The organism is Nocardia sp. NBC_00881 (assembly GCF_045207455.1).
Classification (GTDB): Bacteria; Actinomycetota; Actinomycetes; order Mycobacteriales; family Mycobacteriaceae; genus Nocardia.
In genome coordinates this window covers 5,895,492-5,909,938 of record NZ_CP108798.1, presented here as the reverse complement: position 1 = coordinate 5,909,938, position 14,447 = coordinate 5,895,492, and the positions used below count along the sequence as shown (strand labels likewise).

The window sequence follows — 14,447 nt, the reverse complement described above, 5'->3', positions numbered from 1 at the left end:
CGGATGTCGGTCGTTCTCTTTTCCATTCCACCGCTAGGGCCCAAGATGAGGTATGGCACCGATCACAGAATCGCGCACTCTGCTGCGGACCTGCCCCCTCTGTGAGGCGGTCTGCGGACTCGAACTCACGCTGGACGCCGACGACCACGTGACCTCGGTCCGCGGCGATCGAGAGGATCCCTTCAGCAAAGGCTTCCTCTGCCCCAAGGGAGCCAGCTTCGGCCACCTCGACGAGGACCCGGATCGGGTGACCGAACCACTGATCCGCGACCGCGCGTTGGGCACTTGGCGCACCGCGTCCTGGACCGAGGCCTTCGATCTCATCGCCGAGCGGTTCCCCTCGATCGTGGCCGAGCACGGAAATCACTCCGCCGGAGTGTATTTGGGCAACCCGAACGCGCACACCGTGGCGGGGGGCCTGTACGTGCCGATTCTGCTGCGCGCGTTGGGCACCAGGAATATCTACTCGGCGAGCACCGCGGACCAGATGCCCAAGCAGGTGTCCAGCGGGCTGATGTTCGGCGATCCGCTGACCGTTCCGGTTCCCGACCTGGACCGCACCGACTACCTGCTGATGCTCGGGGCGAACCCGCTGGAATCCAACGGTTCACTGTGCACCGCACCAGACTTTCCCGGCAGGCTGAAGGCGCTGCGGCGCAGAGGTGGCCGCTTCGTCGTGGTGGATCCCCGGGTGACCCGCACCGCGAAGCTCGCCGACGAGCACCTGTTCATCCGTCCGGGCAGCGATGCGTATCTGTTGTTCGGCATCGTGCACACATTGTTCGCGGAGAATCTGATCGACGTCCGGGTCGAGGTCACCGGACTGGATGAACTGCGCGCGGCCGCGGCCGCATTCGATCCGGACACGGTGGCGACGCGCACCGGCGTGCCCGCGCCGACTATCGTCAGGCTCACCCGCGAGCTCGCCGCCGCGCCGACCGCGGCGGTCTACGCCCGAATAGGCACCTGCACAGCCGAATTCGGCACGATTACGCAGTGGCTCGTCGACGCGATCAACACGCTGACCGGGAATCTCGACTCCCCCGGCGGTGCCATGTTCGCCAGCGCGGCGGCAGGCGGCATCGTGCGGACCAGACCCTTCCGCACCGGGCGCTGGAGCAGCCGGGTCCGCGAACTGCCCGAGGCCATGGGCGAGCTGCCGGTGGCGACGCTGGCCGACGAGATCACCACCCCCGGCGCGGGACAGATCCGCGCGCTGGTGACAGTGGCGGGGAACCCGGTGCTCTCGGCGCCGAGCGGCGCGCGGCTGGACGCCGCGTTCGCCCAGCTCGACTTCATGGTCAGCGTGGACCGGTACCTGAACGAAACCACCAGGCACGCCGATGTGATCTTGCCGCCGCCGCGCCCGACCCAGTCTGCGCACTACGACTTCGCGTTGCTGCAATTCGCCGTCCGAAACTACGCCCGCTATTCGCGCCCGCTGGTGCCGCTGGGCGACCGGCCGTCGGAGCCCGCGGTCCTCGCCCGTCTCGCCGCGGCGCTGACCGGCAGGCCGCACGACGGCTCCGACGGAGCCGACCCGCTCACTGCCGCGGACGAACTCGTCATCGCGGGCGCCCTGCGCAAGGCCGGGCTCGCGGACCGGCGCGCCGAGCTGATCGGCGAGAACAGCACCGAACAGCGCATCGACTCGATGCTGCGTCTCGGGCCGTACGGCGAATGGAATGGCGGCACGCTCAATCTCCAAGTGCTGCTGGACAATCCGCACGGCATCGACCTCGGTCCTTTGCAGCCGCGCCTGCCCGGCATACTGCGCACGGTAACGAAGCAGGTGGACCTGGCGCCGCGGCCGCTACTCGCGGACGTCGTGCGGATGCGGGCCCGGCTCGCCGACGCCGCGCCGGATATCGTTCTGATCGGACGGCGCCAGCTGCGGTCCAACAACAGCTGGATGCACAACATCGCGCCACTGGTGAGCGGTTCCAATCGCTGCACGTTGCACATCAACCCGGCCGATGTGGATCGGCTCGGGCTCGGCGACCAGGCCGTGGTGAAATCCGCCGCGGGGACCCTGACGGTTCCGCTGGAGCCCACTGAGGCGATCATGCCCGGGGTGGTAAGCCTGCCGCACGGCTGGGGTCACACCGACAGCGCGCAAACGGTCGCCCGCGCCCATGCCGGAGTCAACGCCAACGTGCTCACCGACGACTCCGTGGTCGACGTGCCCTCCGGCAACGCCGTATTCAACGGAGTACCGGTCACCCTGATCCCGACCTGAGCCACTATTCAGCGCACATGCACCACCGACTGGCTGGAGACAACTCGGCCGGGGTCCGGTGTCGATCCTCGTGGAACCGGGTTCCGGCGACCAGACGGAGTACATGCCCGGTATACGAGTGGCTTCCATCCGCGAACCCGACTACGCCGAACTGCTGGCGCTCGGCACCGCGGCCGAACCCATGGCACGCGCGAACTACCGGACTGGAACGGTGTCAAGGACCGAGCGAGCGCTACTACGACGACCGTCTGACCAGCGCCTGTCCACGAACCGGCTCACGTCCGAGCAACCGCCGCGCACACGACGCAGCGCGAATCTCGGCCACCACTCACCAAACCCCCGCTCACCGCACTACTGCCCGTCGGGTGCGAGTCTTACGAGCACGGTTCGCGGCGCCGCAGGCGCTGCGAATCAATACCGCAATCAGATCCTGAAGATCACCAGACGCTGGACGACGAAGTTGATCACGGTTGCCGTGCCCTGTGCGATGACGAATGCCAGCGGTTGCCGCCACCACACCTCGTCGAGCGAGTGGTACAGCACCGCGTTGATGCCGACCTGCACCGCGAAGGTGAGCGCGTAGAGCGCGATCACGGCGAGGAAGCGGATCCGGCTGGGCGGCGCTTGGAAGGTCCACCGGCGGTTGATCAGGTAGGCGGTGGTGGTGCCCGCGACGAAGCTGATCGACTTCGCGACGCTGACCGGAAGTCCGACCAGGTTGAGCAGGAGACTGTAGAGCCCGTAGTCGACGACAGCCGACAGCCCCCCGGTTACGGTGAAGCGGACGATCTGCGTCTTCAGGTCGACATCGGTGCCGCCCGGCTCGTCGAGCAGCGGAAGCTCGACCGGAAGCGGCAGGTGGGGTTCGGCTTGCACGCCGACGAGCGTAGCGCCGACCGGGTCGGACACAGGGATCCGGTTCTAAACCGACGCGTACGTCACCACCGTGGGTTCGATGACGACGACCGGATTCGCCGTCATACCTGTAGCCTCTATGCCGATGTCCACGAAAGCTCCGACCGCCACCACGACAACCGGGTACGACAACGGCGCCGGCGTCACAACCGACGGCACCGCCGCAAGGAACGCGTCAGCGCTTCCGACGCGCACCCGCACGTTGACCGGGTGGGGTCGCACCGCACCAACCTCATCCGAAGTGCTCTCGACCAGCGATCCCGAATTGATCGCCAAGGCTGTGGCCATGGTCGCCGAGGACAATGACAGCAAGCCCGCCCACCTGCGCCGCGGCGTGATCGCACGCGGCCTCGGCCGCTCCTATGGCGACCATGCCCAAAACGCGGGCGGCCTGGTCGTCGACATGACCGCACTGAACAACATCCATCGGATCGACCGTGACACACGGATCGTTGACGTGGATGGCGGCGTCAGCCTCGACCAGCTCATGAAGGCAGCACTACCGTTCGGGCTGTGGGTGCCGGTGCTACCCGGCACGCGGCAGGTGACCATCGGCGGCGCCATCGCCTCCGACATCCACGGCAAGAACCACCACAGCGAGGGCAGCTTCGGCAACCACGTGCGCTCGATCGATTTGCTCACCGCCGACGGGCAGGTGCAGCACATCACGCCGAAGCGCAATGCCAAGCTGTTCTGGGCGACCGTCGGCGGCAACGGGCTCACCGGGATCATCCTGCGCGCGACAATCGAGATGGTGCCGACCGAAACCGCCTACTTCCTCAACGACGGCGTGAAGACCACGACCCTCGACGAGACGATCGCCGCGCACAGCGACGGCAGCGAGGCGAACTACACGTACTCGAGTGCGTGGTTCGACGTGATCAGCCCGCTTCCGAAGCTGGGGAGGGCCACCATCACGCGCGGTAGGCTGGCGAAGCTCGACGAGCTGCCCAAGCGACTGCAGCGCAAGCCGCTGAAGTTCGACGCCCCGCAGTTGATGACGGTGCCGGACATCTTCCCGAACTGGACCATGAACAAGCTGACACTCATGTCCATCGGCGAGGCGTACTACCGGATGGGCGGCAACTACACCGGCAAGGTGCAGAACCTGACGCAGTTCTACCACCCGCTGGACATGATCGCAGAATGGAATCGCGGCTACGGCTCCAACGGCTTTCTGCAGTATCAGTTCGTGGTGCCGACCGAGGCGGTCGAGGAGTTCAAGCGGATCATCGTCGACATCCAGGCGTCTGGGCACTACTCGGCGCTGAATGTGTTCAAACTTTTCGGTCCGGGTAACCAGGCTCCACTGAGCTTCCCGATGCCGGGCTGGAACATCTGCGTCGACTTCCCGATCAAGCCGGGCTTGAACGAACTGGTCGGCGAGCTGGACCGGCGGGTGCTCGAGTTCGGTGGGCGTCTGTACACCGCGAAGGACTCGCGGACCACGGCGGAGACGTTCCACCGGATGTACCCGCGGATCGACGAGTGGATCAAGATCCGCCGCAATGTCGATCCCACAGGCGTTTTCATGTCCGATATGGCGAGAAGACTGGAGCTGCAGTGATCAATGCCGTTGGTAACCCCCAGTCGATTCTTCTGCTGGGTGGCACCTCGGAGATCGGCTTGGCAATCTGCGCGGAGTACCTGAGGAAGGGTTCGGCGCGCATCATCCTCGCGGCACTGCCGGGCGATCCGCTGCGCGAGGAAGCCGTTTCCCAGATGAAGGCGGCGGGCGCGAGCCAGGTCGAGGTCATCGATTTCGACGCGCTCGACACCGAGAGCCACCCGAAGGTCATCGAGGCGGCGTGGGACACCGGTGACGTGGACGTCGCCATCGTCGCCTTTGCCCTCGACGGCGATCCGGAAGAACTGTGGCAGAACCAGCGCAAGGCCGTACTGGTCGCCGAAATCAACTACACCGCAGCGGTTTCCGTCGGCGTGCTGGTCGGCGAGAAGATGAAGGCGCAGGGCTTCGGGCGGATTATCGCCATGTCCTCCGTCGCCGGTGAACGAGTACGGCGCTCGAACTTCGTCTACGGGTCGACCAAGGCCGGCCTGGACGGTTTCTACCTCGGACTCGGCGAGGCGCTGCGCCCACACGGCCCGCGCGTGCTGGTGATCCGGCCCGGCATGGTGCGGACCAGGTTCTCGGCGCACGTCAAAGAGGCTCCGCTCACCATCGACAAGGAAGACATCGCGGTGCTGGCGGTCTCGGCCTCGCAGAAGGGCAAGAACCTGGTCTGGGCACCTGGGCCCTTCCGCTACGTGATGATGATCCTGCGGCACATCCCGCGGCCGATCTTCCGCAGACTGCCGATCTGATCCCTGCCATCGGGCTCGGACCGAGGTGCCCGCGTGATCATCGATCACGCGGGCACCTATCGTCTGACGGAGTCGACCCAGTGAATCCGGAGGCGCCATGCGAGTAATCGAGTGCGACGAGCACGTTCGCGGCCCGGCTCGCGCCCGAGCGACCGAAGCGCATGCGCCGCAGGCGCTGGTCTCGGTCAGTCGGACGCGGGCCGAGAGGGGGCCGCGAGCACACAGCGCCGCAATCAGCTACGGAACGGTCCGTTGACCACGGTGACCGCGCCCGGCGACGCGCCGCCGCGCTCCGACGGTCCCGCACCAGTGCCGGGACGGCTGGCGCCGCTTATGCGACAGATCGCCTCCGGTGTCAGCGAGGCGGCGCTCGCGACGCTGGTCGCCGCCGCGGTGACCGCCGTCGGTCTGGTCGCGTTCTCGATGGTGCAGTGGCCCGCCTTCAACTCCTCGAACGTGACGCGGGCGCTCACCACGGTCGGGCAGGTCGTCGCGGCCGCGCTACTGGCAGCGGCGATCGCGCTACTGCGGCTGCACAGATGGCCGTGGATCGCGAAACTGCTGTCTTGGGTGGGGCTTTCGACGTTCGTCACGGTCACCCTCGGCATGCCGCTTGCCGCGACCAAGCTGTATCTGTTCGGCGTGTCGGTGGACCAGGAGTTCCGCACCGAGTTCCTCACCCGGCTCACCGACTCCGCCGCGCTGCGCGACATGACGTACGCGGATCTGCCGCCGTACTATCCGTCGGGCTGGTTCTGGATCGGCGGGCGCGTGGCGAACCTGCTCGGAATGGACGGCTGGGAGGTGTTCAAGCCGTACGCGATCGGCTTCCTCGCGGTGGCCGCGGTCGTCGCACTCGTGCTGTGGTCCAAGCTGATTCGCGCGGACTGGGCCGTCGGCGTCGCCGCGGCGATCACCGCGGTCACCGTGGCCTACGCCGCCCCGGAGGCCTACAGCGCGGTCATCGTGATCCTGCTCCCGCCCGCGCTGGTACTGGCCTGGGGCGCACTGTACCGGCCGCTGGAGAACGTCGGGGCCCGCACGGCAGCGTCGGATGGCGATCAGGCGGCGCGAGTCAGCGGCACCGCCGGTGGCTGGGGCGCGGTCATCGGCACCGGCCTTTTCCTCGGTCTGGCGGCCACGTTCTACACTCTTTACTTCGGTGTCGCCGCATTCGCGATCGGGCTGATGGGGCTGGTGGCGGCCGCCTTCGCGGTACGCGAACAGCACGTGGCCGATCATCCGAAGCGCAACCACGGCGGCGAGAGCACGAAGGGCTCGGCGTGGCGCGCCGCAGTGCCGCCGCTGGTGCGGCTGGTGGCGATCGGGGTGGTGGCCGGGCTGGTCGCGTTGATCGTGTGGACGCCATACCTGCTGAAGGCGCTGCGCGGCGCGACCGCCAGCTCCGGCACCGCACTGCACTACCTGCCCGAGTCCGGTGCGGAACTTCCGCTGCCGATGTTCGAGTTCTCCCTGCTCGGCGCGCTGTGCCTGCTCGGCACCGTGTGGCTGGTGCTGCGTGCCGCCTCGTCACGGCGGGCACAGGCGCTGGCGATCGGCGTGCTGGCGATCTACCTCTGGACGCTGCTGTCCATGGTGGCGACCGCGGCGGGCACCACGCTGCTGTCGTTCCGGCTGGAGCCGATTCTGCTCGTGCTGCTCGCCGCGGCGGGCGCGTTCGGGTTCGTGGAGGGCGCGCGGGCGATCTATCAGGCGTTGAACGAACCCGGCCGGTTTCGCCTCACGGTGGTGGTCGTCGCCACCATCGGCGCGCTTGCGTTCACTCAGAACATTCCGCACATCCTCGCGGCAGAGATCACCACCGCATATACCGACACCGACGGCGACGGGAAGCGCGCCGACCAACGCGCCCCATCGGCGGTGTCGTTCTATCGCGAGGTGGACGCGGCACTGACGGCACAGACCGGGCGTCCGCGCTCGGACACGGTGGTGCTCACCGCCGACACCAGTTTCCTCTCCTTCTATCCCTACTTCGGCTTCCAAGCGCTCACCTCGCACTACGCCAACCCGCTCGCGGACTTCGCGGGCCGGGCGGCGACCATCGAGGGCTGGAGCAAGCTGAAGACGCCGGACGCGCTGCTGGACGCACTGGCAGCGAGCCCGTGGCGCGCGCCGGACGCGTTCCTGTTCCGGTCTACCGGCGATACCTACACGCTGCGATTGGCCAAGGATGTGTACCCGAACGACCCGAACGTGGCGCGCTACACGGTGAGCTTCCCGAAGAAGCTGTTCGCCGACCCGCGTTTCACCACCACCGATATCGGCCCGTTCACCCTCGTCACCGTTCACCGGTAAGCGTTTCCGGCAGAAAGTCGCGAATCCGCTGCTACATGAGGAGGTCGGAATCCGGAGACCATGGACGACTTCTCCGGTTGTCAGCCCACGCACGGCGTGGTTGGGTACGTTGGGCGGCTGATCCAGCGCTATAGAGGAGCGATTTGCAGGTGGAACGGGCACAGGACGTCGAAACTGCCGGGCAGGCGGCGTCGGCGGCGGGAGGGGTCGCGACCGAGGAAACGACACCGACCGGCGTGTTCGGCAGACCGCTGCACGCGCCGCCCAGGCCTCGGCTCCCGCGAATCCGATTCCACCGCACCGATCTGCTCGTCGCGACCGGCTATCTGGCGCTGGCTGCCACGGTGCTGTCGGGTCAGTGGCGTGACACCGATAGCGGGTACCTGATCAAGAGCGGTCAGGACCAGACGATGTGGGAGTGGTTCTTCGCGGTCACCGCGCACTCGGTAGCGACCCTGCGCAACCCGCTCGGCACCGACCTGCAGAACTTCCCGGCCGGGGTGAACATGATGGCCAACACGGCCAGTTTCGGCGTCGGCGTTCCGCTGACCCCGGTCACCCTGCTCTTCGGGCCCACCGTCACATTCGTGCTCGTGCTCACCCTCGGGTTGGCCGGGACCGCGTTCGCCTGGTACCGGCTGTTCTCCCGCGAGCTCGTCGACTCGCGGGTGGCGGCCGGAATCGGTGGATTGTTCTGTGGGTTCGCCCCCGCGATGATCTCGCACGCCAGTGCGCACCCGAATTTCGTTGTGCTGGCTCTACTTCCGATCATCGCCGGTCAGCTGATCCGGATGGCGCGGCGAGCACTTGTGAGCGAGCGAAACATCGATACCGCGCGCACCGCGCATGACGGGGCCGAGCGAGGCGGGGTCATGAGTGGTTTGGATCGGCCGCGCAGGCGGGTCCGCGATGCCGTGGCGCTCGGCCTGCTCGTCGCGCTGCAGATCGCGCTCGGTGAGGAGCCGCTGCTGATCTTCGCGCTGGCTTTCGGACTGTTCGCCCTCGTCTACTACTCGCACGCGCCGCGCATCGCCGGGCGCGTGTTGCGTGGGATCACCCCTACCGTGGCGCTTGCCGGGGTGATCACGATGATGCTTACCGAGATTCCGTTGTGGTGGCAATTCTTCGGACCGCAGAGCTATCGGTCGATCGACCACGGCCCGATGGGCAACGACGTCGATGCGCTGGTGCAGTTCCCGTCCGAATCGCTGGGTGGTGTGTTCTCCCCCGGCCAGAACGTGGCGATCAATCCGACCGAACAGAACGCGTACTTCGGATGGCCCCTGCTGCTCCTGGTCGTCATCACGGTGGCGCTGCTGTGGCGCGACCGGGTGGTGCGGGCCGCTGGCGCGGTGATCGCCGTATTCGGCGTGCTTTCGCTGGGCGCGGTCGCCACGATCGGCAAGAAATCCACCGGCATCGAGCTGCCGTGGCGCTGGGCGGAACATGTGCCGCTGCTGAACACGGTGCTGGAGACCAGGCTGACGATGGCCGCGATCCCCGCCATCGCGGCGGTGCTCGCACTGGCCACCGAGCGGGCGGTCACGACGTGGAAGCAGTCCGCGGTCGACTGGAAGCCGCTGGCCTGGTTCGGTGTCCTCGCGTGCGCACTGCTGCCGCTGACCCCCACCATCCTCCCGGTGACCAACCGGGCGCCGACGCCGGAGTTCTTCGCGGACGGGACGGTACGGCGGTACGTCACGGACGGTTCGGTGGTCATGGTGCCGCCACCGCGACCGCCAGACGCGCGGGCACTGCGCTGGCAGGCCGACGCCGACTTCGATTTCCCGCTCGCAGGAGGTTACTTCGTGGGGCCGACCGGCACGACGAAGAAGGGAATCTACGGCCCGGATACCCGCCCGACCACCGCGCTGCTGGTCAGCGCGCAGGACACCGGTGCGGTGCCGCCGATCGACGCCGACACACGCACGCTGGCGCTGGACGATCTGCGGTTCTGGCAGGCAGACGTGCTGGTGCTTCCGACGACCCCGAATGGTGATGTGCTGCGCGAAACCGTCACGCAGCTGCTCGGATACGCGCCGACCCGGGTCCAGGATGTCTGGCTGTGGGACGTTCACCCGCTGCGGTAGTCGCCGATCACAGGACGCGGTATATAGCATCAACCACCGTGCGACCGGACCGATCTCCTCGAGCGTTCACCCGTAACCGCCTGATCGCCCTCGTCTCTGGGTTTCTCGGATTCGTGCTGGCGCTGCTGACACCGCTGTTGCCGGTGCAGCAGGACCAGGCGACATTGGATTGGCCCCAACCGGGCACCGCGAGCGTCGAGGCGCCGCTGGTGTCCTACGAGCCACTGCGGTTGAGCGCGACGCTGCCCTGCGCGTTGGTTCGGGAGGCCGGGGCATCGGGCACGCTGCTCTCCACTGTTCCGGTGGCGTCCGGCCAGGCACCGACCAAAGGACTGGTGGTCTCGGTCGCCGACGGTGTGCTGTCGGTGGTGCTCCGCGACGTCCCGCTGCTGTCGGCGCCGCTGGCCGAGGTCGGCTCGTGTGCGACGCTCACCGTCGAGTCGAGCGCGGCCGCGACGACCGCGGAACTCACCGGGGTGTCCCGACAGGACGGCACGCCGTTCCGGTCCACGGTCGGCCGCGACATCCGGCCGCAGGTGGTCGGCGTATTCACCGACCTGGACGCCGGCCGGCTCGGCGGCGCGCAGTTGCACGCGGACATCGACTCGCGCTTCTCCTCGACGCCGGCAGGGCTGAAGCTGGCCGCGATGATCGCGGCCGCGGTGTTCACGCTGATCGCACTGGTCGCACTGCACCTGCTCGACACCAGCGACGGTCGCAGGCCGCGGCGGTTCCTGCCCGCGCACTGGTGGCGGGTCACGGTCCCGGACGCCGTCGTGCTCGGCACGCTGGTGTTGTGGCACTTCATCGGGGCCAATACCTCCGACGACGGCTACATCCTGAACATGGCGCGCGCATCCGGCCACGCGGGTTACATGGCGAACTACTACCGGTGGTTCGCGGTGCCCGAAGCTCCGTTCGGCTGGTCCTACGAGGTGCTGGCCTGGCTGACCAGGATCTCCGACGCCAGCCCGTGGATGCGGCTCCCGACGCTGGCCGCCGGCATCGTCTGCTGGCTGGTGATCAGTAGGGAGGTGCTGCCGCGGCTCGGCGCCCGCGTCCGCCGGAACAACGTGGCGCTGTGGACGGCGGGGTTGGTGTTCCTGGCGTTCTGGCTGCCCTACGACAACGGCCTGCGCCCGGAGCCACTGATCGCGGCGGGCGCACTACTCACCTGGTGCTCGATCGAACGCGCCATCGCTACCGGGCGCCTGCTGCCCGCCGCCGTCGCCGTGCTGATCGCCGCTTTCTCGCTCGCGGCGGGACCGACCGGCCTCATCTGCATCGCGGCGCTGATCGCGGGCTCGCGGCCGGTGCTGCTGATCATTATCAAGCGGGCGCGCGGCGCCGTCCCGGCCCGGACCGGCCCGGATGCCGACGCGGCGGCCGCCGGTTCCGTCGAGGCCGACGCAGCGGTGAACGCCGCAGCGGGCGCGCGGCGGCCGTCCTTCACCACGACCGTCTTCCGGTTCGCCGCGTTGCTCGCGCCGGGACTGGCCGCGGGAACGCTGGTCCTTGTAGTGATCTTCGCCGACCAGACCTTGTCGACGGTGCTGGAGGCGACCAGGGTGCGCACGATTGTCGGCCCGAACGTGGCATGGTTCGATGAGCGCACCCGCTGGGATTCGCTGCTGATGCTCTCGCCGGACGGCTCGCTGGCGCGGCGGTTCGGTGTGCTGGTCATGCTGCTGTGCCTGCTGGTCTGCGTGCTGCAGGTGCTGCGAAAGGGACGCATTCCGGGGACCTCGCGCGGACCGTCGGTGCGCATTCTCGGCATCGTGTTCGCGTCGCTGTTCCTGATGATGTTCACGCCGACCAAATGGACCCACCACTTCGGCGTCTATGCCGGGCTTGCCGGGTCGCTCGCCGCGCTCGCGGCGGTCGCGGTGGGCAGCACCGGCATCCGCTCAGCGCGCAACCGCGCGCTGTTCGGGGCCGCGGTGCTCTTCCTGCTCGCGGTGACCTTTACCGGCTCGAACGGCTGGTGGTACGTCTCGAGCTACGGCGTGCCATGGTGGGACAAGGCTCCGCTGATCGCGGGCAAGGGATTGTCCACGCTGTTCCTCGGTCTCAGCGGGGTGGCGTTGCTGGTGGCCGTCCGGCAGCACTACCGCGAGCCGTACCGGCGCGAGAGCGTCTCGGCCCCACGGCGTTTCGACCGGTGGTCCTCGGCGCCGCTGACCATCGCCGCCGCCCTTCTCGTGCTGTTCGAGGTCGCCTCGCTGGCCAAGGCCGCGGCAACGCAGTATCCCGCGTACTCGATTACCAAGTCGAATCTGCAATCGCTGCGCGGTGATTCGTGCGCAATGGCGAACGAGGTGCTGGTGGAGACCGACACCGCGGACTCGCTGCTGCAGCCCTATTCCGGCTCCGCGGCGGACGGACTGGCCGCCGAGAACAAAGGATTCACGCCGAACGGGGTCGCGCGCGACCTCACCGCCGACGCCGAGGAGACGGTCAGCGGCGGCGCGAACTCGGTGGAAAAGGACTCGGAGAACAAGACCACCAAGACCACTGGCGCGGGTACCGGAGGCGGCACCACCACGCAGGCGGGCATCAATGGAAGCACCGTCGCGCTGCCGTTCGGGCTCGACCCGGCCAAAACCCCGGTCCTCGGCAGTTATCAGGAGGGCGAACAGCAGCAGGCCGAGTTGACCACGCAGTGGTACCGACTCGACCTGACCGACAGCATGCGCTACGACCCCGCCTACCAGGTGCTGGCGATCACCGCGGCGGGCCGCATCCGGACGGTCGACACGGACGGCGTGCTCACCTACGGCCAGGAACTACATCTCGAATACGGCGTCCGCGGACAGGACGGCGAGGTCCGCACGCTCGGATCGATCGACCCGCTGGACATCGGTCCGGCACCGTCCTGGCGCAACCTACGGGTACCGCTGGACCGTTTGCCGGCCGAGGTGAACGCGGTGCGGCTGGTCGCGGTCGACAACGACATCACCCAGAAGCAGTGGCTGGCCGTCACGCCGCCCAGGCTGCCCAAGTTGGTCAGGCTGAATTCCGTGGTCGGCTCCCAGGAGCCGGTGCTGCTGGACTGGCACGTCGGCCTGGCTTTCCCCTGCCAGCGTCCGTTCAACCACAAAGACGGTGTCGCCGAGATCCCCGGCTGGCGCGTTCTGCCCGACCGGGTCGGCTCCGACGCCTCCAACGCCTGGCAGGACGACATCGGCGGCGGACCGCTCGGCTGGACCGGCCTGCTGCTGAAGTCGCAGACCGTACCCAGCTACCTCGGCCACGACTGGGCGCGAGACTGGGGCTCGCTGGAGAAGTTCACGCCCTACGATCCGACCGCCAGACCCGCCACCGTCAACGTCACCGTCGATACCCGCACCGGGCTGGCGACCGACGATCCGATCCGGGTCCGCTGACGAGCAGGCGGGGTGCACGAATCGTGCGCCCCGCCTTCGCTTTTGCGGCGCGTTCGGCCCGGCCTGATCCGGGCACCAGCTCCAGAGTGCTGACGAACTCGGTAGCCAAGTGCCGAATCACTACGCAATCCCGCAGCCGCGCGCCACCGGCCGTTTTCGAACCGCAACGGTCACAAATCCCGCGGGCGCGCTACGACGGCGCCTAGCACCAAACCGGTTGTACGGTATGCAAAAGTGCTCCCACCTGTGGTGATGCAATGCAGGACGAATCACTCAACGCGTCGTAATCTGAGCACCATGACCACGGCATTCGATGATATGGATCTGCGCGATCTTGTCGGACTGCTCAACGAGGAGGAACAACGGGAGCTGCGGCCTGCGGTGCTGCGCATGCTCAACCGCCTCCCCGCGCAAGAGGTGCTCCGGCGCGAACTCGGTCTTCGACTAAAGGTCTGAGCGCCCGGTTTCGCACCGGTAAAAATGGCAGGGCCGCCGCGCAGGGTTGTTACCTGCGCGGCGGCCCTGTGTCCGGGGTATCGGGCTTCCTACCCTGTCGTCAGCTCGCTGAAAGCGACGTCGGTGGGTATCGGCACGTCCAGGGTCAGTCGGCGAGTATGCAGGTACACAAGGTGATAGCGAGCTTCGGAGAGCCGGTACTCCTCGATCTGCTCGATTCCGTCGCCCGCCTCGGTAAGAAACACTATGAGGTATACCGGGATACCGGCCGCCGCGTACGCGGCCTTCTTCTCCACCGTATCGGTGTGGTGCGAACTGTCAGGCGAGACGATCTCCACCACGAGTACGGTGTCATCGGCGTAGAGCTTCGCATCATCGTCCAGACAGCGATACACGATGACATCCGGACGACGGAGGCTGAGCGGAACGTCGCTGAGCCGGACGTCCACGTCTGTCTCGACCATCAAGCACGGCTCTGGTTTCCGTGCCGCTTCCATCCCCGCCGCCATGCGCCGCGCCACCCTATTGTGCAGCCGTGATGGGCTCTCGCACTTCACGATATGGCCGTCGACAACCTCGATAGTTCGACAGAAGTCGGCAGGCAGCAATTCATAGTCCCGCGCGGTGATCTGCTCCGGAATCCAGCGGTACCAGTCACTGGGTGCGCCGCTCGTCATGCCGTGAGCCTACCGGCAGGCTCGCAGACCGACGATCCGATCG

General features: G+C 67.5%; 9 protein-coding genes. 7 read left to right on the top strand and 2 right to left on the bottom strand.

The window, feature by feature from the left end:
* Positions 1-52 precede the first annotated feature (52 nt).
* Positions 53-2,239 (top strand): molybdopterin-dependent oxidoreductase, encoded by a 2,187-nt coding sequence (locus tag OH799_RS25265; RefSeq protein WP_406268772.1) that lies wholly within the window; start codon positions 53-55, stop codon positions 2,237-2,239.
* 423 nt (positions 2,240-2,662) lie between these two features.
* On the opposite strand, the gene OH799_RS25260 is transcribed toward OH799_RS25265, so the two are convergent.
* Positions 2,663-3,115 (bottom strand): GtrA family protein, encoded by a 453-nt coding sequence (locus OH799_RS25260; RefSeq protein ID WP_357272563.1) that lies wholly within the window; start codon positions 3,113-3,115, stop codon positions 2,663-2,665.
* Between the two features lie 118 nt (positions 3,116-3,233).
* Between OH799_RS25260 and OH799_RS25255 the strand changes: the two genes are divergently transcribed.
* The 6 genes from OH799_RS25255 (at position 3,234) to OH799_RS25230 (ending at position 13,727) form a co-directional block, all read left to right on the top strand.
* Positions 3,234-4,721, top strand: coding sequence for an FAD-binding protein (locus OH799_RS25255; protein WP_406282532.1), 1,488 nt, complete (start codon positions 3,234-3,236; stop codon positions 4,719-4,721).
* Positions 4,718-5,479, top strand: coding sequence for a decaprenylphospho-beta-D-erythro-pentofuranosid-2-ulose 2-reductase (locus OH799_RS25250; protein ID WP_406268768.1), 762 nt, complete (start codon positions 4,718-4,720; stop codon positions 5,477-5,479). Before OH799_RS25255 ends, OH799_RS25250 begins: the two co-directional genes overlap by 4 nt.
* Before the next feature lie 333 nt (positions 5,480-5,812).
* The gene (locus OH799_RS25245; protein ID WP_406282529.1) at positions 5,813-7,795 is read left to right on the top strand and encodes a galactan 5-O-arabinofuranosyltransferase; all 1,983 of its coding nucleotides are present in this window, start codon (positions 5,813-5,815) and stop codon (positions 7,793-7,795) included.
* Between the two features lie 236 nt (positions 7,796-8,031).
* Entirely contained in the window at positions 8,032-9,885 is a 1,854-nt protein-coding gene (locus tag OH799_RS25240; RefSeq protein WP_406282526.1) for a glycosyl transferase, read from the top strand.
* 38 nt (positions 9,886-9,923) lie between these two features.
* Positions 9,924-13,271, top strand: coding sequence for an arabinosyltransferase domain-containing protein (locus OH799_RS25235; RefSeq protein WP_406268765.1), 3,348 nt, complete (start codon positions 9,924-9,926; stop codon positions 13,269-13,271).
* A gap of 297 nt (positions 13,272-13,568) precedes the next feature.
* Entirely contained in the window at positions 13,569-13,727 is a 159-nt protein-coding gene (locus tag OH799_RS25230; protein WP_406268763.1) for a hypothetical protein, read from the top strand.
* Positions 13,728-13,816: 89 nt separating this feature from the next.
* Here OH799_RS25230 and OH799_RS25225 read toward each other — a convergent pair whose 3' ends face one another.
* On the bottom strand, positions 13,817-14,404 hold the full coding sequence (locus OH799_RS25225; RefSeq protein WP_406268760.1) for a Uma2 family endonuclease: 588 nt from the start codon (positions 14,402-14,404) through the stop codon (positions 13,817-13,819).
* Positions 14,405-14,447: the final 43 nt, after the last annotated feature.